21 protein-coding genes are annotated in these 19,078 nt (G+C 33.5%); all 21 read right to left on the bottom strand.

From position 1 onward, the window contains the following. Positions 1–5: 5 nt before the first annotated feature. The 21 genes from nusB to ACY2U7_RS02440 all read right to left on the bottom strand — a co-directional run bounded on the left by nusB (position 6) and on the right by ACY2U7_RS02440 (position 19,029). Positions 6–404, bottom strand: a complete 399-nt coding sequence (gene nusB, locus ACY2U7_RS02540; protein WP_461812437.1) for a transcription antitermination factor NusB — start codon at positions 402–404, stop codon at positions 6–8. 131 nt (positions 405–535) lie between these two features. Next, positions 536–916 (bottom strand): Asp23/Gls24 family envelope stress response protein, encoded by a 381-nt coding sequence (locus ACY2U7_RS02535; protein ID WP_461815796.1) that lies wholly within the window; start codon positions 914–916, stop codon positions 536–538. Between the two features lie 73 nt (positions 917–989). Next, on the bottom strand, positions 990–2,582 hold the full coding sequence (locus ACY2U7_RS02530) for a peptide chain release factor 3 (protein ID WP_461812435.1): 1,593 nt from the start codon (positions 2,580–2,582) through the stop codon (positions 990–992). A gap of 69 nt (positions 2,583–2,651) precedes the next feature. Beyond that, the gene (locus ACY2U7_RS02525) at positions 2,652–3,254 is read right to left on the bottom strand and encodes a SpoIIIAH-like family protein (RefSeq protein WP_461812434.1); all 603 of its coding nucleotides are present in this window, start codon (positions 3,252–3,254) and stop codon (positions 2,652–2,654) included. Between the two features lie 10 nt (positions 3,255–3,264). Next, positions 3,265–3,819 carry a SpoIIIAG-related protein gene (locus ACY2U7_RS02520; protein WP_461812450.1) on the bottom strand — a complete coding sequence of 185 codons (555 nt, stop codon included), beginning with the start codon at positions 3,817–3,819 and terminating at the stop codon, positions 3,265–3,267. After that, positions 3,803–4,108, bottom strand: coding sequence for a stage III sporulation protein AF (locus tag ACY2U7_RS02515; protein ID WP_461812433.1), 306 nt, complete (start codon positions 4,106–4,108; stop codon positions 3,803–3,805). Before ACY2U7_RS02515 ends, ACY2U7_RS02520 begins: the two co-directional genes overlap by 17 nt. A gap of 10 nt (positions 4,109–4,118) precedes the next feature. Further along, a complete protein-coding gene (locus ACY2U7_RS02510; protein WP_461815795.1) occupies positions 4,119–5,264 on the bottom strand; it encodes a stage III sporulation protein AE in 1,146 nt (381 codons plus the stop codon). 5 nt (positions 5,265–5,269) lie between these two features. Continuing rightward, positions 5,270–5,656 (bottom strand): SpoIIIAC/SpoIIIAD family protein, encoded by a 387-nt coding sequence (locus ACY2U7_RS02505; protein WP_461812431.1) that lies wholly within the window; start codon positions 5,654–5,656, stop codon positions 5,270–5,272. 10 nt (positions 5,657–5,666) lie between these two features. Further along, positions 5,667–5,861: a stage III sporulation protein AC gene (gene spoIIIAC / locus ACY2U7_RS02500; protein WP_461811278.1), complete on the bottom strand. Its 195-nt coding sequence runs from the start codon at positions 5,859–5,861 to the stop codon at positions 5,667–5,669. A gap of 12 nt (positions 5,862–5,873) precedes the next feature. Further along, positions 5,874–6,392, bottom strand: coding sequence for a stage III sporulation protein AB (locus ACY2U7_RS02495; RefSeq protein ID WP_461812430.1), 519 nt, complete (start codon positions 6,390–6,392; stop codon positions 5,874–5,876). A 14-nt stretch (positions 6,393–6,406) separates the two neighbouring features. Next, complete coding sequence (spoIIIAA, locus tag ACY2U7_RS02490) at positions 6,407–7,330, bottom strand: stage III sporulation protein AA (RefSeq protein WP_461812429.1); 924 nt, start codon at positions 7,328–7,330, stop codon at positions 6,407–6,409. A 110-nt stretch (positions 7,331–7,440) separates the two neighbouring features. Next, complete coding sequence (locus ACY2U7_RS02485) at positions 7,441–9,531, bottom strand: polyribonucleotide nucleotidyltransferase (protein WP_461812428.1); 2,091 nt, start codon at positions 9,529–9,531, stop codon at positions 7,441–7,443. A 206-nt stretch (positions 9,532–9,737) separates the two neighbouring features. Beyond that, entirely contained in the window at positions 9,738–10,148 is a 411-nt protein-coding gene (locus tag ACY2U7_RS02480) for a peptide deformylase (protein ID WP_461815794.1), read from the bottom strand. Next, positions 10,148–10,597 carry a YaiI/YqxD family protein gene (locus tag ACY2U7_RS02475; RefSeq protein WP_461812449.1) on the bottom strand — a complete coding sequence of 150 codons (450 nt, stop codon included), beginning with the start codon at positions 10,595–10,597 and terminating at the stop codon, positions 10,148–10,150. Before ACY2U7_RS02475 ends, ACY2U7_RS02480 begins: the two co-directional genes overlap by 1 nt. Continuing rightward, a complete protein-coding gene (locus ACY2U7_RS02470) occupies positions 10,594–10,935 on the bottom strand; it encodes an arsenate reductase family protein (protein ID WP_461815793.1) in 342 nt (113 codons plus the stop codon). The genes ACY2U7_RS02475 and ACY2U7_RS02470 overlap by 4 nt, the downstream gene beginning before the upstream one ends. A gap of 95 nt (positions 10,936–11,030) precedes the next feature. Continuing rightward, the gene (locus ACY2U7_RS02465) at positions 11,031–11,417 is read right to left on the bottom strand and encodes a (deoxy)nucleoside triphosphate pyrophosphohydrolase (protein WP_461815792.1); all 387 of its coding nucleotides are present in this window, start codon (positions 11,415–11,417) and stop codon (positions 11,031–11,033) included. 14 nt (positions 11,418–11,431) lie between these two features. Further along, positions 11,432–14,383, bottom strand: coding sequence for a DEAD/DEAH box helicase (locus tag ACY2U7_RS02460; RefSeq protein WP_461815791.1), 2,952 nt, complete (start codon positions 14,381–14,383; stop codon positions 11,432–11,434). A gap of 282 nt (positions 14,384–14,665) precedes the next feature. Beyond that, positions 14,666–15,586 (bottom strand): translation elongation factor Ts, encoded by a 921-nt coding sequence (tsf, locus tag ACY2U7_RS02455; protein ID WP_461812423.1) that lies wholly within the window; start codon positions 15,584–15,586, stop codon positions 14,666–14,668. Positions 15,587–15,669: 83 nt separating this feature from the next. Further along, on the bottom strand, positions 15,670–16,416 hold the full coding sequence (gene rpsB, locus ACY2U7_RS02450; RefSeq protein WP_459639553.1) for a 30S ribosomal protein S2: 747 nt from the start codon (positions 16,414–16,416) through the stop codon (positions 15,670–15,672). 165 nt (positions 16,417–16,581) lie between these two features. Beyond that, positions 16,582–17,811, bottom strand: a complete 1,230-nt coding sequence (locus tag ACY2U7_RS02445; protein WP_461812422.1) for a C40 family peptidase — start codon at positions 17,809–17,811, stop codon at positions 16,582–16,584. Between the two features lie 153 nt (positions 17,812–17,964). Beyond that, the gene (locus ACY2U7_RS02440; RefSeq protein ID WP_461812421.1) at positions 17,965–19,029 is read right to left on the bottom strand and encodes a C40 family peptidase; all 1,065 of its coding nucleotides are present in this window, start codon (positions 19,027–19,029) and stop codon (positions 17,965–17,967) included. Positions 19,030–19,078 lie beyond the last annotated feature (49 nt).

Raw genomic sequence — 19,078 nt, 5'->3', positions numbered from 1 at the left:
TACTCCTAATTTACTAATTTCCCAAGTACACCATTTACAAAAGAAGCCCCTTCTTCACTGCTGTACTTCTTAGCAAGTTCAACCGCCTCGTTAATAGCAACTCCTACCGGAACATCTTCATCCCACTTAATTTCATATGTTGCAAGACGAAGAATTGTTAAATCTACCTTATTCATTCTAGTCGTTTTCCAGCCTGTTGTGTTTTCATTCAAAAGTTGATCAATTTCTTCTACTTTCTCTACAATTAGCTGATACTTATTCTCTATATATGCTCTGTCTTTCTCCGACAAATCTTCTATATTCTCTAAATAAAGTTCTATCTGTTCGGACATCTCATCTTTCCCATTAAATTCTATTAAAAATAGCATTTTAAAAATATGCTGTCTTAATTCTGTTCTTCCCATTTTTTATCCTCTCTATCATCTTCTTCATTTAGTATCTTTCTAATTCGTATATTATACTACATTTTATAAGGAAATCCAATGCTGAATACTTATTAAAAAAGGAAAACAGAAAAACTGTTTTCCTTTCGCGTTTACTGTGTATCCATTTCCACTCCTGCAATACGAATATTCACGTCCGCCACGGTAAGTCCTGTCATATTCTCAATTGCAGTCTTCACTTTTTCCTGTACTCTTCCTGAAATTTCTTTGATGCTATATCCGTATTTTAAATTCAAGTTCATGCAAACAGTAACAATCCCTTCTAACACGTCCACTTTAACACCTTTAGACAGTGTTTTCATTCCAAGTTTGCCAATAAGATCTCTTGTTGCATTACCTGCCATAGAAGCAACTCCGTCCACTTCCATTGCTGCTAATCCCGCAATAATTGCCACTACTTCGTCAGCAATTTTTACTTCTCCTAAATTTTCATCTGATTGTATCGTATAAGCATTTCTTTCTTCTTTTCCCATATCTTAAACCTCCTAACTGGTTTGTTATCTCTTGTTATTATAACAAATTTACTACAGTTTGCAAAGACAAAGTTTAAGAACGTCCAAACTCAGATAATTTTAATCCTTCATTTCGTTCTTCTGTCATACGAATACTCCAACTGTGTACAAATAATAACAACGGTCTATCTTTTAGATCTTTAATTTTCTTCATATCTGAAGTTCCAACAAGTCTATCTAAATCCAATTCTTCATTTTCAATCCAACGAATATGTTCATATGGAAGTCTTTCCATTCTTATTTCTACATTATATTCATTTTCTAGACGATATTTTAATACATCAAATTGCAGTTCACCTACAACACCAACGATAATCTCCTCCATGCCCGTGTTGTATTCTTGAAAAATCTGAATTGCTCCTTCTTGCGCAATCTGATTAATTCCTTTAATAAACTGTTTTCTTTTCATTGTATCCACCTGACGTACTCTTGCAAAATGTTCCGGCGCAAATGTTGGGATACCTTCATAAGCAAATTTTCTAGGTGACGTTGTAAGCGTGTCTCCAATAGAAAAAATTCCAGGATCAAACACACCGATAATATCTCCACCATATGCTTTTTCTACCATTTTTCTTTCACTTGCCATCATTTGCTGTGGTTGTGATAAACGAACTTTTTTACCACCTTGTATATGAAACACTTCCATACCAGCATCAAATTCTCCAGAACAAATTCGCATAAAAGCAATTCTATCTCGATGGGCTTTATTCATATTCGCTTGAATTTTGAAAACAAATGCTGAAAAATCTTCTTCTTTAATAGGGTCAATTTCCCCTTCATCAGATTTTCTTGGCAAAGGTGATGATGTCATTGCTAAAAAATGCTGTAGAAATGTTTCCACACCAAAATTTGTCAATGCCGAACCAAAAAATACTGGTGAAAGTTCCCCTTTATTTACTAATTCTTGATCAAATTCAGCACTTGCTCCATCTAATAACTCAATTTCTTCTTCCAACTGCATTCTCTGATCCTCACTAATTAATGTTTCCACACAAGGATCATTTAATGCAACTTTCTTCACTTCTCCTATACTTGTTCCTTTTTTTGTATCTGAAAACAATTCAATCTCTCTATGTTCTCTATCAAATACCCCTTTAAATTCCTTTCCAGACCCAATTGGCCAATTAATCGGACAAGTTGCTATTCCCAATTCTTTCTCTATATCATCTAACAATTCAAATGTATCCCTAGCTTCTCTATCCATCTTATTAATAAACGTAAAAATTGGAATATGACGCATTACACATACTTTAAATAATTTTCTTGTCTGTGCTTCGACACCTTTTGATGCATCAATAACCATAACTGCTGAATCTGCTGCCATTAATGTACGGTATGTATCTTCCGAAAAGTCTTGGTGTCCAGGTGTATCCAAAATATTGATACAATAATCATCATAATTAAACTGAAGCACTGATGAAGTTACCGAAATACCTCTTTCCTTTTCTATCTCCATCCAGTCTGATACCGCATGTTTTGCTGTCGCTTTTCCTTTTACTGAACCTGCTTGATTAATCGCTCCTCCATACAATAAAAATTTCTCTGTTAAAGTTGTCTTTCCCGCATCCGGATGCGAAATAATCGCAAAAGTTCTTCGTTTTTTTATTTCATTTATTCTATTTGACATTTGTATTCTCCTCTTTTCACAATCGCAGTCTTTATGATACCCTCTTTTGTTACTTTTTTCAAGGATAAACTATTTTTTCTCTTTAATAGGAGTGATAACGATATTCGCTGGAGCAACATCTGTCTTTCTCGTTACTATATCCTCTATTTGCGCTCTATTTGCATCTGTTAATTCTGATTTTCCAACAACAATATCCGCTGAATCTTTAGTTAAACTTACCACCGCCTCTTTAAATCCTTTTGAGGCTAATAATGTTTCTACTGCCGCCTCTTTTTCTGCAAGTTCAGTCATTTCTACCATTTGAGCAACAGCATCTTTCTTTTGTTCTTCACTTATATTTTTATTATCAATAATCCCTTGCAAAGTTTCTTTGTTTTTCGCTCTTACTTGTTCTCTTGTCACTTTTGCTTCTGCTACAACTCCACTAGTCAAAACTGCTTCTCCTGGAGTTCCATCTACGCTTCCATCTGCTACTTCTCCATCATGACTTTCGATATCTCCTGTTGATTCTTCTGAAATATCTAGTAAATCTTTGTTTGAAAGTTCTCCATTTGTTTCCTGTACAGAATTCTCCCCAAAACTTTTACCAGAATAATTTAAATATCCTGCTATTGCAATCATAATTGCCAATGTCGTAATAATAATTTGATTTTTCTTAAATAGACGTTTCAAAATATTCCTCCTATTTTCTTTGATTCATTTTCATTATCTTAATTTTATGTGTGTTTACATCAAATAATGCCAAAACTGCTTCAGTAATATTTTTAACAATCGTTGGATTCCCACCACCTTCTGCAATCACAATAATTCCTTCTATCTCTGGTGTCATTTCTTTTTTTACATATGGTTTCTGCTCTTCATTCCCCCCTTCATAAATTGTTGTTTCTTTTTTATTATAATCTTTTGTTTTTCTTTTTCCTCCTTGCGCATCTTCTTCCTCTATAGACTGATCCGTATTTTCATTGTCCTTCTCAATTACTTTTTCCGCAGTAGACTTTAATGTAATCATCACTTTTGTTTTTCCCACTCCAACCACCTGTCCCAATACTTTTTCTAATCTTGTTTCCAATTTTGTTGTATAAGACGAAATAGTAGTTTTTTCAGACACTTTTTCTATTGGTTCCTGTCTATCCTTTTTCTTTTCTGAAGGAATTGCAATTACCATAAGTAATATACCTACAAGAAGTACAATAAGCCACTGATGTTTTTTAGATAAAATTTCATTTATTCGCTCCACCAATCTTTATATCCTCCACTTCTATACGTTCTCCTTGCAAATATTCTTTTTCTTTATTAATTTCTTCCATCTTTAATTTTAATCCTTCCTTCTTCCATAAAGGATCTGACAAATTTTCCATTCCTAATATTTTTAGTATTGGAGTCATTAAAAGCAAAATCAAAACTAAACCTGTAAAAAAATGAATATATTTTTTATAAGTATCATTTGGAAGAATTTGAATAATCGCCGTAATTATCACCAAATAAAACGCAATATTTCTAATCCATTCATATAAAAAAACAAACATTTCTCCCCTCCTAAGTCGTTGTTGCTGTAACAATAGCAATTGTCAAAAAAAATAACATTCCCGTTGTAAAAATGACTCGTAAAAGAATTTGACATCCCTCTCCCATACTAGAAACACATCCAACAATCCTTTTATCTGAAATAGGTTGTATCAATGCAGAAACCAGTTTATACAAAAAAGTCATAACAAACATTTGCAAAAGCGGAACAATACAAATAGCAATACAAATAACTGCCCCTGTTACTCCTATACCATTTTTCACTAAAACCGCTGTCCCCAAAACAATTTCTGCCGTTCCTCCCAATGCATCTCCAATCGCAGGAATTGCTTCTACACTTTTTGTCAATACGCCCCTCTTCAAAGTGTCTATTGCTGGACTTATCAATCCTTGTATTACATTCAATCCAACAATCGCTGCAAGAAGCGTCTTCAATGTCCATGTTACAATAAATTCAATTAGCTCAGCAAATTTAGATAAATACTCCTCTGAAGAAAGATTATTCAACACCCTAATTACCATATAAATATGCAAAAGTGGAAGTAAAAAATTCAAAATAAGTAATTCAACAATATAAATTAAAAATAAAAGTAAATTATAAAAAATAATAGATGTTCCACTTCCTGTTGAAATGGCAACTGCCAAAAAATAAAGTGGCCCTAAAACACGCATAAATGCTGTTAATTTTTCTAAATTACCTCCTACTGCGTCAATAAGAATTTGGAAAGTACTTAAACAAATCGTAATTAGCAAAAGATACAACACATAAAAACTAATTTCTCCAATTTGCTTATTTTGAAATACATTTGAAAAATTTGTAAAAATTGCAGCAATAATAGCAAGAATCAAGATATGTACTATCGTTTTTTTGTTTTCTCTAAACTCATATAGCAGCTTCTCTGAAACAAGTTTTTCCAATAATTTTACAGAAATTTTCATATCACCTTTTATGATTGCACATACCGTTTTTCTAAAATCCAACTTTTCTTTTGGCAAAATATCCCGCAGTACTTGATTTACATCTCGAAAATCAAATGTTTCTAATATATTCTCCTCCACTTTTTTCTGTTCATTTCCTATATCTGTTATTTCAGATGCCTTGACAGATATACAAAAACAAAAAAGAAACAAAATGATACCTAATCCTATTTTTTTCATTTCGATTACCCTAAAAACGCCTGTATAGTTTCCAACAACGCTAATAAAATAGGCATACTCAACGCCAAAATCGTTAATTTGCTAAAAATTTCTATTTGTTGTGCGATCGTCTGATATCCTGCATCTCTACAGATTGCAGATGAAAATTCCGCCACATAAGTTACACCTAACATTTTCAATAATGTTAAAATATATGTATTTTTTATTTGTATTTTTTCTCCTATAGCTCTTATCGCTTGTACAATCATTTCTAAACGACCTACAATACTGAAAAAAATAAGAATACTCAATGCAATACTGATGTAAATCCCATACTCAGATCTTCCATTTTTAAACTGAATTGCTAAGATTGCTCCTAAAACTCCAATTGCTCCTATTTGTATAATCCCCATATTTTACCTCTCACAAAGAAAACAACCTTTTAATTGATTCAAACAGTTCATAAATATATGGTAATATCCAGAACAACACAAGAAGTAACCCTGCAAAACTAGTTAAAAACGCATGTTCTTCTCTTCCACTATGCTTTAATACTTGACTAAGAACAGAAACCAATATACCTACTGCTGCTATTTTAAATATCAAATTTACACTCATTTTTTCCTCCTTTTATATCAGAATGACTGCTAAAAAGATTCCCCCCATAATCCCCAGACAATGATATAATCTTTTTTCTACAACAAATTCTTTTTGTAGGCATTGTATTTCTAGCTCTAATTGTTTCACATACAAATCAATTGTTCCTATCTGCATTTTTTCATCTAAATATCCCATATTTTCTCCTACTGACTTTAGTTTTTCTATATCTTCATTTGTTAAATAACTTCTCCTCCAATATTGTTCAATAGACTCTGACCACAATTCTAGAAAATTTACTCCTTTTTTTTTAATCATTTGCTCTGATAGATTCAACAACCAATCTCGAAAAATCCCTCCCATTCTTTTTCCAATATGTCTAAATGCTTCTGGAAGAGGAGACTTTATATATGCTATTTCACTTCTTAACATCAGAAACATTTTTCTCATATTTTCTACCTCTACTAAATGTTTCTTTAGTTCTATTCCTTTCGACCATCCCATTGCCGAACTTGCAAAAACAATCAATATACATCCAAATAATTTTTGCACATTTCATCCGCCTTTCAGACCAATGTATTTTCAAAAATATCCTTTCCATTTTCATCATAAATTCCTACTATTTCACCAATATGATGTTCATTTCCTAAAACAACATATCGTTCAAACCTTTTTTCTTTTATGATTTGTTCAAAGAATGGTTTTCTTTTCATTTCTTCCATAGAAACACCATGAGCAGTCGCAAGCATTTTGCATCCACAATGAAGTGCGTATTCAATCGCACATATTTCTTCTCTCTCCCCGATTTCATCTACAGCAATAACTTGTGGGGACATAGAGCGAATAAGCATTAGCATTCCATCCGCCTTTGGACAACAATCCAAAATATCTGTGCGTATACCTAAATCATTCTGTGCTATTCCCATATAACACCCCCCTAATTCAGACCGTTCATCCACAACTCCTACCGGAACTCCTTTTACCCACTTATTTCCATCAGATATTTGTCTTATCATATCCCTTAAAAGTGTTGTTTTTCCACAGCGAGGAGGAGATATAATCAACGTGTGATAAATCTGTCTCTCTTTTGTAATATATCGAAATATTTCATTAGCACATCCCTTTACTTCATGGGCAATTCTTATATTAATAGAAGAAATATATTTCAAATTTTTTATTTTTCCTTCCTCTAACACCACTTTCCCAACCATACCTACTCTATGTCCTCCTTCAATCGTAATAAACCCTTGACGCATTTCATCTTCATACGCATATAAAGAATAATCACTTATATACTCAACAGTTTCTCTAAGGTCTTCCGGTTCTACTGTGATTAAAAGTTTCTCTCGACCTTTGTACAAAACTGTCAAGGGTTTCCCTATTCGCAATCTTATTTCCTGTAAATGCGAAAAATCAAACTGTTCTTTTTCTACTACATATCGAATTTTCTTACCTAACACTTGTAAAATTTGTCTTTTCTGCTCTTTCATCTTGTCCACCTCTTTAGACAGTATATGAACGCTTTATCGTTTTAGAACAAAAGCAAAAAAAAAGTGCTGAAAACAACTTTTCAGTCATTCTCAACACTTTTCTTTTAATCTTATTCTTCTACAACATCTTTCATGCTGAAACTAATTCTTCCCATTTTATCTTTTCCAAGACAAACAACTTTTACTTTGTCGCCCAAAGTAAGAACATCTTCCACATGGTTGATTCTTTCTTTTGAAATTTTAGAAATATGAACCATTCCTTCTTTACCAGGTGCAAATTCGAGGAAAGCTCCAAATTCTTTAATGCTAATTACTTTTCCTTCCAAAACTTGTCCTGCTTCAAAATCGGTTACAATAATAGCAATCATCTTCATTGCCTCTTCCATTGCTTTTGCATCAACACCACAAACAGACACTGAACCTTCATCAGTAATATCAATTTTAACTCCTGTTTGTTCGATAATCGCATTAATTGTTTTTCCACGCTGTCCTACAACATCACCAATCTTCGCTGGATCAATCTGCATCTGACGAATCTTTGGTGCGTATGGGCCAACTTCTGCTCTTGGTTCTGAAATTGCATTACGCATAACTTCGTCCAAAATATATGTTCTAGCCTGTTTTGTGCGAGCGATTGCTTCTTCAATAATGTTTCTTGTCAATCCGTGAATTTTAATATCCATCTGAATAGCTGTAATACCTTTATGTGTTCCAGCAACTTTAAAGTCCATATCTCCAAAGAAATCTTCAAGTCCCTGAATATCTGTTAACACTAAGTAGTCGTCATCTGTATCACCTGTTACAAGCCCTGCTGAAATACCCGCAACCGCAGATTTAATCGGTACACCTGCTGCCATAAGTGACATACTAGATGCACAAATACTCGCCTGCGATGTGGATCCATTTGATTCAAATGTTTCTGATACAGTACGAATTGCATATGGAAATTCTTCTTCCGTAGGAAGTACAGGTACAAGTGCTCTTTCAGCTAATGCACCATGTCCGATTTCACGACGTCCTGGTCCTCTTGACGGTTTTGTTTCTCCTACAGAATATGAAGGGAAATTATAGTGATGCATATATCTCTTAGATGTTTCTGATTCATCTAAACCGTCAATTCTCTGTGCCTCAGATAAAGGTGCTAATGTTGTCACTGTACAAATCTGTGTCTGTCCACGTGTAAACATTGCTGAACCATGAACTCTTGGAATCAAGTCAATCTCTGCTGCAAGTGGTCTGATTTGATCAATTGCTCTTCCGTCTGGACGCTTATGATCTTTTAAAATCATTTTACGAACTGTTTTCTTCTGATACTGGTATAATGCTTCTCCTAAAATCTCCAACCATTCTTCATTATCTGCAAATGCTTCTTCTAATTTTTCTCTAATCACACGTAGATTTTCTTCTCTAACTTGTTTTTCATCTGTAAATACTGCAACTTCCATTTCTTCTGGTGTTACAATTTCTTTCATTGCTGCAAATAACTCTTCAGGCACTGCACAACTTGTATATTCATGTTTTGGTTTTCCACACTCTGCAACAATTGTATCTATAAACTGAATAATTTGCTGATTCACTTCATGTGCCGCAAAAATCGCTTCAATCATTTTATCTTCAGGCACTTCATTCGCACCTGCTTCAATCATAATAACCTTATCTCTTGTAGATGCAACAGTTAATTGTAAATCCGAAATTGCTCTTTGTGCTGCATTTGGATTAAATACAAACTCTCCATCAATCATTCCTACTTGTGTTGTAGAAGTTGGTCCATCAAACGGAATATCAGAAATCGCTGTAGCAATAGCTGAACCTAACATTGCGGTTAACTCTGGACTACAATCTGGATCTACTGACATAACTAAGTTATTCAATGTTACATCATTTCTATAGTCTTTTGGGAAAAGCGGACGCATTGGTCTATCAATTACTCGTGAAGTTAAAATTGCATTTTCTGATGCTTTTCCTTCTCTTTTATTAAATCCACCTGGGATTTTTCCTACTGCATATAATTTTTCTTCATATTCTACACTAAGTGGGAAAAAATCAATTCCTTCTCTTGGCTTTTCTGATGCTGTTGCAGTAGATAATACAACCGTTTCTCCATAGTGCATAAGCGCTGCACCATTCGCCTGTGCGGCAACCCTACCGATATCAACACGAAGTGTTCTTCCGGCTAATTCCATTTCAAATTTTTTAAACATATTGTTCTCCTTTTTCATATCGTTCAGTTGGTTTCCGAAACTACTGAAAAACTCACTTATACAAATGTTCTTTTCAGTGGTCTCGGCTTTTCTTCCAACCGTAATCCTTTATATTGTACCATATTCGCCTACTTCTTGCAATTATTTCCGTATGTATTCACAAGAAAATAAGCAGCAATCCTTCTTCATTTTACTACCTTTTCCATCTATATAATGATACCTTCTAAATGATCTAACTCATGCTGACAGATTTGCGCTGGCCAATCGGATAATTTCTTTCTTTGCTTCTTCCATGCAAAATCAAAATATTCCACTTCAATATGTTTATATCTTGTAGTCGGTCTTACTCCATCCAAAGATAGACAACCTTCTTCTGTCTGATATGGTGTATCTTTTTGAATCAATACTGGATTAAACATAACAATGTCCATAATTCCAAAATTCACAATAATCACTCGTTTCTTCACACCAATCATATTGGCTGCCATTCCTACACAACATTCTCTATTTGCATTAAGAGTATCCTGTAAATCTTTTCCCACTTGCAAATCATCTTTTGTAGCCAACTCTGATTTTTGTCCTAAAAAAAATATATCTCTCACAATCTCTTTTACCATTATAATTCCAACGCCTTTCTAATTATTTTATCAAACGATTCAGCAAAATAAATATCATCTTTTTCCGTTCTCTTTACTGGTCCTTTTAAATGGTTTTTGCGTGAACTTCTCCTTGCCTTTTTTGTTATATGACGTTGCATCAATAATTCCTCAATATTATTATTTGTATACCAACGTCCACTTTGATGAATACAATATGCGCCTTTTCCCAAAGCCATTGCTGCTACCCCATAATCCTGGGTTACAACAACATCACCTTTCTGGCATAAATTCACCAGAGCAAAATCCACCGCATCCGCACCAGCTCCAATGATCTTGACTTCACTATAGTCGGAAGTCAAAACATGATTCGTATCACAAAGCAATATACACGGTACTTCATACCGCCTTGCCAGTCGTTCTACAATAGAAACAACTGGACAGGCATCTGCATCAACATAAATCCTTATTTCCAATTTTTCCAAACCTCCGGCTGATAACCAACAGTTGCCTGTTTTCCATTTCGTACAATCGGAATCTTGATTACATTCTGATTTTCTAAAATTTTCTCTGCTTTATCTTCTTGAGAAATATATTGAATCAACAACAATAACTCTTTCTCCTTACAATTTGGATCAATTAATTGTTCCATGCTACCTATCGCTTGACAAACAGAATTAAATTCTCCTTTACTTAGACCTTTTTCCTTCATATCAATAAATTGATATCTTATTCCACGTTCTTTAAAATATCTTTCTGCTTTCTTTGTATCAAAAGACTTTTTCGTCCCGAAAATTTGTATATTCATTGATTATTCTCCTAATTTATCATGTAATACAGCAACTGTAGTATTTCTCCCTCACTCACACATGTTGCATCTTGTATTTATGTTTCTTTACCTTTTTATACTAATTCTTTTAATTTTTCTACCAACCCTAAATCAGCCGGTAACCATTCCACGCTATCTAGCGTCTCCTTAGTCAGCCATTTTGCTGCTTCATGTTCTTTCAATACTAACTTTCCTGACTTAATCTTACATATAAAACAATCCATTGAAAGATGAAAATTTGGATAATCATATTCCACTGTATCAAAAACTCCTCTTATTTCTATCTCTATATCCAATTCTTCTTTTATTTCACGAACCAGTGCTTCCTGTGATGTTTCTCCTTCTTCAATCTTTCCACCAGGAAATTCCCATCCATCTTTAAATTCTCCATACCCTCTTTGAGTTGCAAATATTTTTTCGCTATCTATTATTATTGCAGCTACCACTTTTACTATCTTCATTTTTTCTCCATTTCTCAACTATTTACAATATACTCATATAAATCTTCTCTTACTGGCGTGTCCAACACCCATTCTATTTCTACCGCTTTTTTATCTGTATTCGCCATGATAATCTCTTTCGTTCTTCCTGTTGCTGTCATTCTACCTAAATAATAAAATTCTTTCGAAATTTTATCTTCTTTATTTTTTCTCACAAAAAGTTGCACATCGATTCCACGTTCTTTTGCATGAAGAAAATTCTGAACATCTTCTGACTTCAAACTTCTTCCACCTTTAGAAATCGCAATTAAATGATTTCCATTTATAAAGCGATCCTCATACTTGATTGTTTCACTGATTTTTTCACTTTTATCGTAATTAATAAATACGGGCAATGTTTTTGTTTTCTTATCATATTTATAACCACTGATATTTAACGGAACTTCATTTTGCTCCCAACACAATAAACGACAAACATCTTCATATGTATATTTCTGATATAGCACAAAAGTCGTATCTTGATATGTATTACTATAATCAATTTTATATCTTGAAATACCAAATTCCACTAACTCTTTCAAAATTTTATAAAAATCTTCATTTTTCAGCATTTCAGAAAACGTCCTTGAAATTTGATAATCGTCCCCTTCTTTTTCTAGAAAAACACATTCTTTATATGTTTTTTGTGCCGTCTTTGTAGGAAATGTATTCGTCATCATATTTACTACATTTTCCAATGCATTTGTATCTAAATCACATGCATAATTTTCTTTCAACGATTTTTTTAGTAATTTTAATATTCTATGCTGACATTTTAATAAACGACGCAACAATTCCAATTCATAAACTCTTTTCCCATTTGCTAGTTTTTTTGACACGAACTCAATTACTTGTTCTTCCCCTTTTGACAAACGAATTTCATATTCTTTTTCATATTTTACGAGAAATTTATAATAAGAACCAAGGCTACTATTATCAAAAATTCTCAATATATCCATCTCACCATATTTATCAAAATCTGCAAGTGCAGGAATGTATCCTAATTTGTTTTTTAAATTAAAATAGTTTTCCTTAATAAGTTTAATATCATTAAAATTGGCATTATCAATCGCTTGATAAATTCGTTTTCTCGAAACTTCATCAAAATGAATAGTACTTTCTCCTGGTATTATACGTCCACCTTCTGTAATATATCTTCGAATATTATCCTTGTTATAACTTCGATCACCAGACAACGCAATTGGAATCATAAAGTTATTTTTATAATTCCCTATAAAGTCTAATATAACAACATATTCCTTATCTTCTGCTCTTCGAAGACCTCTCCCCATCTGTTGAATAAATACGATTGGTGATTCTGTCGGTCTAAGCATAATCACTTGATTAATTTCTGGAACATCTACTCCTTCCGAGAATATATCAACAGAAAGAATATAATCTAATGCCTCTGGTCTATCTTCTCCTGCAAGACGCTCTATAGCTTCTGTTCTCATCTCTTCGTTATCACTTCCATCTAGCGCCAATGTTCGTAGACCTTTTGCATTAAATTTCTCAGATAATGCTTTTGCTTCTTCAATTCTACTACAAAAAATTAAGCCCTTTACACGTTCCCCACTATATCCAAAATATTCTGCCTGTTTTATTACATTTTCAACACGTTCATCAGAAGTTAAATAACGAAAATTTTCAAATTTTTCTTCTTTTGTTTTCCCTTCATCTTGTATGATTTCAAGATCTGTAATGCCAAAGTAATGAAAAGGACACAATAAATCTTGCTCCATCGCATCTTGTAAACGTATTTCTAATGCTATTTGATGATTGAAAATTTCATAGATATTCCGACCATCCATGTTATCATCACGGCGATCTGGCGTTGCTGTCATTCCTAGCCAAAGTTTTGGCTTAAAATAATCCATTACCTTTGTATAGCTATTAGCCGCACTATGATGTGCTTCATCTATAATAATTGCATCAAAGTGATTCGGCTGATATCTTTTCAATGTATCTTCTTTGCTAAGCGTTTGTATTGTTGCAAATATAAAATCTTTCTCATAGTCTTGATGCTTTCCTGAGACAAGCCCCATAGAAACTTTTCTACCAAAGACTTTTCTAAAAGAGTTCATAGCCTGTTTTGCGATTTGATTTCTATGTACCAAAAATAAAACTCGTTCAAATCCCAATTCTCGCATTGCAAATGCTGAAGCATAAGTTTTTCCAGTAGCTGTACTACTCACTAAAAGTGCTCTGTCTTCTCCAGATTTATATATTTGTTCTAAATTGTTTACAAATTCTACTTGCATAGAGTTTGGTTGCAATCGGTATTCTTCTATAGAAGGCACTGATTCTTCTCTTGCAATTTTTTTCTGTTTCTCTATAATCTTGTTTTTTACATATGCAGCTGTATAACTTTCAATAACTTCCTCAAAACTATATGTCGCATCCGAATTCCATAACGCATTAAATTCCGTAAGAATATCTTTTGCATATTCGCCCTGATCAGTAGAAACAATTTTAGTGTTCCACTCTTTGTTTATAGTAAGTGCACTTAATGTCATATTAGCGCTTCCAACAATAATATTGTACATTTCTCCTTTTTTAAAAATATATCCTTTTGTATGAAATCCTTCTTTGGACCGATTCGTTACATACATTTTCAATTCAATATTTTTCAACTCTGCAAGTTTTTTTAAAGCTCTTGGCTCACTAAACGTCAAATAATCCGTGGTAAGTATTTTCCCAGAAATATTCCTCTTCTCTAGTTCTTTTAATGTTTGAAGTAAAGGAGTAAGCCCACCCATTGTGATAAACGCTACACTAATACAAAATTTTTCGCATGACAAAAGTTCCTCTTCAATAGATGAGATAACTTTCTTTCCCTCTTTATAATCATTTGAAATGAATTGAGGTTTATATGCCAAATTTGACGATACCTCACTTGTAATAAAAGCAGATGTCAATCCTCGTTTCAACAATTCCATTTTATCCATAAAATTCCTCCGAAAACTTCTTGATTTATATTATAATTCATCACTTACTTTTTCTCAATAACACAATCTTCATCCAATGGATAACTTTTGAAGGTGATACCCCAAACCTGCTTTAATGTACTTACTAACTATTCTTATCACTCTTAGTTCTTTTCACTTGCATAAAGGAATGGAAACTCTACAATAATGTAAATGTCTTCAAACACAAAAATGGAGTGGAATTTTAAAAATTCCGCTCCATTTTTTGTCTTAAAACTTTTATTCAATTCCTATTGATTTTGATTAGCCATTAATCTGTGCAGCTACTTCAGCAGCAAAATCTTCATTCTTTTTCTCAAGTCCTTCACCTGTTTCAAAACGAACGAATTTTTTAACTGTTACATTAGCACCATTTTCTTTAGCAACTTTTTCTACATATTTAGAAACTGTGTAATCGCTGTCTTGTACATATACTTGATCTAATAAACAAATTTCTTTTAATTCTTTATTTAAACGTCCGATAATCATTTTTTCAATGATATTATCTGGTTTTTCAGGATTTTCTGTTTTTGCCTGTGCTAATAAGATTTCTTTTTCATGTTCTAAATAATCTGCTGACACTTCATCACGAGAAACATATTTTGGTGACATAGCCGCTACTTGCATTGCTACATTTCTTAAACATCCTTTAATTTCATCATTGATAACGTCTGTATCTGCTTCAATTAAAACACCAATTCTTCCGCCACCATGGATATATGATACTACACAACCTTCTGTTTCAACTTTTTCAAATCTTCTAATATTTAAGTTTTCTCCGATTACAGAAATTTTTTCTGTCAAAACTTCTTTCACAGTTTTTGAGTTATCAGCTACCCATGCTTCTTCAAAAAATGCTTCCATATCTGTTGCATTTGTATTTAAAGCCTGATTAGCAACTTCTTCTACATATGACTGGAAGTCTGCATTTTTAGCAACGAAATCTGTTTCAGAGTTTACTTCAACGATTGCTGCTACTTTATCATCTTTAACGATAGCTTTTACAATACCTTCTGCTGCAATTCTTCCTGCCTTTTTGTCAGCTTTAGCCTGTCCATTTTTTCTTAAGAATTCAATTGCTTCATCCATGTTGCCGTTTGTTTCATTAAGAGCTTTTTTACAGTCCATCATACCTGCACCTGTCATTTCTCTTAATTCTTTTACCATACCTGCTGTAATTGCCATGATAATTTCCTCCATATAAATATTTTTGTTTCTTTAAAAAATGCTTCAACCTTCGTTAGGCTGAAGCATTTATGTTTAAATTCTTACGCTTCTTCAGCTGCTTCTACTTCTTCTGCAACTTCTTCGTATACTTCTTCAACACCTGTTGTTCCCTGATTTGCTTCAATAACAGCATCTGCCATTTTTGCTACGATTAATTTAACTGCTCTGATAGCATCATCGTTACCAGGAATTACATAATCTAATTCTTCTGGATCACAGTTTGTATCAGCAATACCGATTAATGGAATACCAAGTGTATGTGCTTCCTGAACACAGATTCTTTCTTTTTTAGGGTCAACTACAAAGATTGCATCTGGTGCTTTCTTCATATCTTTAATTCCACCTAAGTTCTTTTCAAGTTTATCCCATTCTTTTTTGATTTCGATAACTTCTTTCTTAGGTAATACGTCGAATGTTCCATCTTCTGACATTCTTTCAATATCTTTTAAGCGGGCGATTCTGCTCTGGATTGTTTTAAAGTTTGTAAGCATTCCACCTAACCATCTTTCATTTACATAAAACATTCCACAACGTTCTGCTTCAGTTTTGATAGCGTCCTGAGCCTGTTTTTTAGTTCCTACAAAAAGAATTGTTCCACCTTCTGCTGCAATATCAGAAATTGCTTTGTATGCTTCATCCACTTTCCCTACAGATTTCTGTAAGTCGATAATATAGATACCGTTTCTTTCTGTGTAGATGTACTCAGCCATTTTAGGGTTCCATCTTCTTGTTTGATGTCCAAAGTGAACACCTGCTTCTAATAATTGTTTCATTGAAATAACACTCATGTTTTTTCCTCCATTGGTTTTTACTTCCGTATGCTTCTACTCCTTAAGACCGACTGCAAGCAGTTTTGGCACCGTTAAGGCTCACCACATACGTGTTTTTTGCGACTATCACAGTATAGCATATGAAATTTATAGGTGCAAGCAATTTTTCAAAATAATTATCCCTTACCAATATCTTCTGATTGCAAGAATAGTGCGGTACGTTGCAGTTCCCGTCTTAATGCCACCTCTTGGATACGGACTTGGATTTGAAGCGTGTACAATTCGTCCTCCCCCAATATAAATTGCAACATGTCCTTCATAACAAATAATGTCTCCTGGCAAAGCATTAGATAAGCCATTTACTGCCTTTCCTCCATATCTTTGCTCTCTAGAATTTCTTGGAACACCAGGCACTCCACAAATAGAATGTATTTTAGTAGTAAATCCCGAACAATCGATTCCATTGTACAAATCATTTCCACCCCACACATATGGATTTCCAACATATTTCAAACCTTCATTTGCTATCTGTTCTCCTTTTGACACATCTGATGGTTTCTCACTTACATCTGGCTTTGTTGGCTTCGATGGTTTTGTCGGATGTGGATTCGATGGTTTTTCTGGTTTTACAGGAGTTGGATTCGATGGTTTCTGTGGTTTTTCTGGTTTTACAGGATTTGGTCTAGCTGGTTTTTCAGTTTCATTCTTATTCCCATTTGTCTGTGGTTTAGATGGCTTATTAGTTGGTTTTGCACCAGATAAAGTTGCTTCCATTTGCTGTGTTTGTTGTTCTAGTCGTTTTGCTTCTTCTTCTGCTTTTTTTTGTGCTTCTGCCAATTGAACATCAAAATTCGCAACTTGAGTTTTCATTGTCTCAACAGTTGTCTTTAGCTCTTTTTCCTGTCTTTCATATGTATCAGCCATAAACTCCATATCCGCCTTTCCGGATTCCAAGTCTTTCTTAATTGACACAACCTTTTCTTTAGATTTTTTATACTCGTCAAGCATTTTTCTATCATATTCGTGTATATTTTTCATATACTCAACTTGATTGATCATCTCTCCAAAATTTTCTGCACCTAATAAAGCTGAAAGCTCACTTCCATTACTATTTTCATATAGATATTTAATACGAACAAGCATTTCTTTATATTGTTTTTCTTCTTTTTTCTTTGCTTTTTGTAAATCTTTATCAGCCAAAGCAATCTTTGCTTCTTGATTTCTAATATCTGCCTTTAGTACTTCAAAGTCAGTCAAAAGCGTAACTAATTTGCTATTAGCATCTTCTAGTTTCTTTTCCGCTTCTGTCTTATTTTGTTCAATCTGATTAATACTCGGAGTTGCCAATACCGGAACTACAATTAAAGAACTTGTAATAACTGTTACTACGAATAATTTCTTAATTATCTTCATCATATTCCTCCCAAATATGAACCTTTTTCCTTTTACATACATTTTTAACATACTACACTTTTTTGTATCTTTCAACACTTTTTGACAACTTTATGTCAACATATTCACCTGTACAATAACAAAAGGGACTGCTTACGCAATCCCTCCTTACTTTTACCAATATCTTTTAAACCATGGTGAACCATATACTTTTGCAACTTTAACATGATCTCCTGGTTTTGGTGCATGAATCATCTGTCCTCCACCAATATAAATTGCAACATGTCCACTATAACATACTAAATCTCCTGGTAATGCACTTGCCATATTTGCAACTCTCTTTCCTCCAGCACCTTGTGCTCCTGAAGAATGTGATAAACGAATACCAGCTGCTTGATGTGCTCTCATAGTCAATCCCGAACAATCAATTCCCGATCTAGATTCTCCTCCCCATACATATGGTGTTCCTATATAGCTATATGCTGTACTTACAATAATTGATGCTTTACTTGAATCTGATGGTATATTGATTTCTGGTGCATCATTATTTGAAGAATGTCCATGACTGGCATTTCCGTGTCCAGAATTTCCATGACTACTATTTCCTCTATGACTCTCTCTCTCAGCCGCTTTTCTTGCTGCCTCTTCTCTTGCCGCTTCAATCTGTGAATCAAAGTTAGCAATCTCACCTTGTTTTTCTTTAATTGTATTATCTAATTTTTGTTTATCTTTTTCGAAATCTTTCTGCATTTTTTCAATACTAGAAAGTTCTTTTTCTAACCCTGATTTTAACTTTGTAATCTGTTTCTTTGTTTTTTCATACTCAGTTAACATTTTTCTATCGTATTCATGTACATCTTCTACATATTCTGCTTCACTTAATGCTTCACCGATACCATCTGATGATAAAAGTCCTTCCATGAAACTTGTCTCACCTGACTCGTACATATACTTAATACGATACAACATTTTTTCATATTGTTCTTTTTCTTTCTTCTCTGCATCTTTTAATTTAGCAGTAGCTTCTGTTACTTCTTTTCCTTTTGTAATCAAATCTTCCTCAACTTTATTAATCTTATTCATTAAGGATGTTAATTCTGATTGAAGTGAATCCACTTCTTTCTGAGTTTGTTTTTTATTCTGCTCTAAATCATTCACACTTGGTGCAGCTAATATAGGTGTCACTATTAATGAAGCTGACAACACAGATACGCCTAAAACTTTTGCAAATCTTTTCATGATTTAACCTTCCTATTACATTATTATTAAACTTATCATAGTGATTATA

The organism is Faecalimonas sp. (assembly GCA_029264305.1).
In the GTDB taxonomy this organism is placed as follows: domain Bacteria; phylum Bacillota; class Clostridia; order Lachnospirales; family Lachnospiraceae; genus Faecalimonas.
This window is presented reverse-complemented; position numbering and strand designations above follow the sequence as displayed.

What these genes read in the sequence shown, in the direction of transcription:
- ACY2U7_RS02445 (WP_461812422.1), bottom strand. Translation starts at nt 17,811, where the DNA reads ATGAAGATAATTAAGAAATTATTCGTAGTAACAGTTATTACAAGTTCT.
- ACY2U7_RS02530 (WP_461812435.1), bottom strand. Translation starts at nt 2,582, where the DNA reads ATGTCAAATAGAATAAATGAAATAAAAAAACGAAGAACTTTTGCGATT.
- ACY2U7_RS02440 (WP_461812421.1), bottom strand. Translation starts at nt 19,029, where the DNA reads ATGAAAAGATTTGCAAAAGTTTTAGGCGTATCTGTGTTGTCAGCTTCA.
- spoIIIAC (WP_461811278.1), bottom strand. Translation starts at nt 5,861, where the DNA reads ATGAGTGTAAATTTGATATTTAAAATAGCAGCAGTAGGTATATTGGTT.
- ACY2U7_RS02510 (WP_461815795.1), bottom strand. Translation starts at nt 5,264, where the DNA reads ATGAAAAAAATAGGATTAGGTATCATTTTGTTTCTTTTTTGTTTTTGT.
- tsf (WP_461812423.1), bottom strand. Translation starts at nt 15,586, where the DNA reads ATGGCAATTACAGCAGGTATGGTAAAAGAATTAAGAGAAATGACAGGT.
- ACY2U7_RS02535 (WP_461815796.1), bottom strand. Translation starts at nt 916, where the DNA reads ATGGGAAAAGAAGAAAGAAATGCTTATACGATACAATCAGATGAAAAT.
- ACY2U7_RS02505 (WP_461812431.1), bottom strand. Translation starts at nt 5,656, where the DNA reads ATGGGGATTATACAAATAGGAGCAATTGGAGTTTTAGGAGCAATCTTA.
- ACY2U7_RS02460 (WP_461815791.1), bottom strand. Translation starts at nt 14,383, where the DNA reads ATGGATAAAATGGAATTGTTGAAACGAGGATTGACATCTGCTTTTATT.
- spoIIIAA (WP_461812429.1), bottom strand. Translation starts at nt 7,330, where the DNA reads ATGAAAGAGCAGAAAAGACAAATTTTACAAGTGTTAGGTAAGAAAATT.
- rpsB (WP_459639553.1), bottom strand. Translation starts at nt 16,416, where the DNA reads ATGAGTGTTATTTCAATGAAACAATTATTAGAAGCAGGTGTTCACTTT.
- ACY2U7_RS02480 (WP_461815794.1), bottom strand. Translation starts at nt 10,148, where the DNA reads ATGGTAAAAGAGATTGTGAGAGATATATTTTTTTTAGGACAAAAATCA.
- ACY2U7_RS02465 (WP_461815792.1), bottom strand. Translation starts at nt 11,417, where the DNA reads ATGAAGATAGTAAAAGTGGTAGCTGCAATAATAATAGATAGCGAAAAA.
- nusB (WP_461812437.1), bottom strand. Translation starts at nt 404, where the DNA reads ATGGGAAGAACAGAATTAAGACAGCATATTTTTAAAATGCTATTTTTA.
- ACY2U7_RS02470 (WP_461815793.1), bottom strand. Translation starts at nt 10,935, where the DNA reads ATGAATATACAAATTTTCGGGACGAAAAAGTCTTTTGATACAAAGAAA.
- ACY2U7_RS02485 (WP_461812428.1), bottom strand. Translation starts at nt 9,531, where the DNA reads ATGTTTAAAAAATTTGAAATGGAATTAGCCGGAAGAACACTTCGTGTT.
- ACY2U7_RS02515 (WP_461812433.1), bottom strand. Translation starts at nt 4,108, where the DNA reads ATGTTTGTTTTTTTATATGAATGGATTAGAAATATTGCGTTTTATTTG.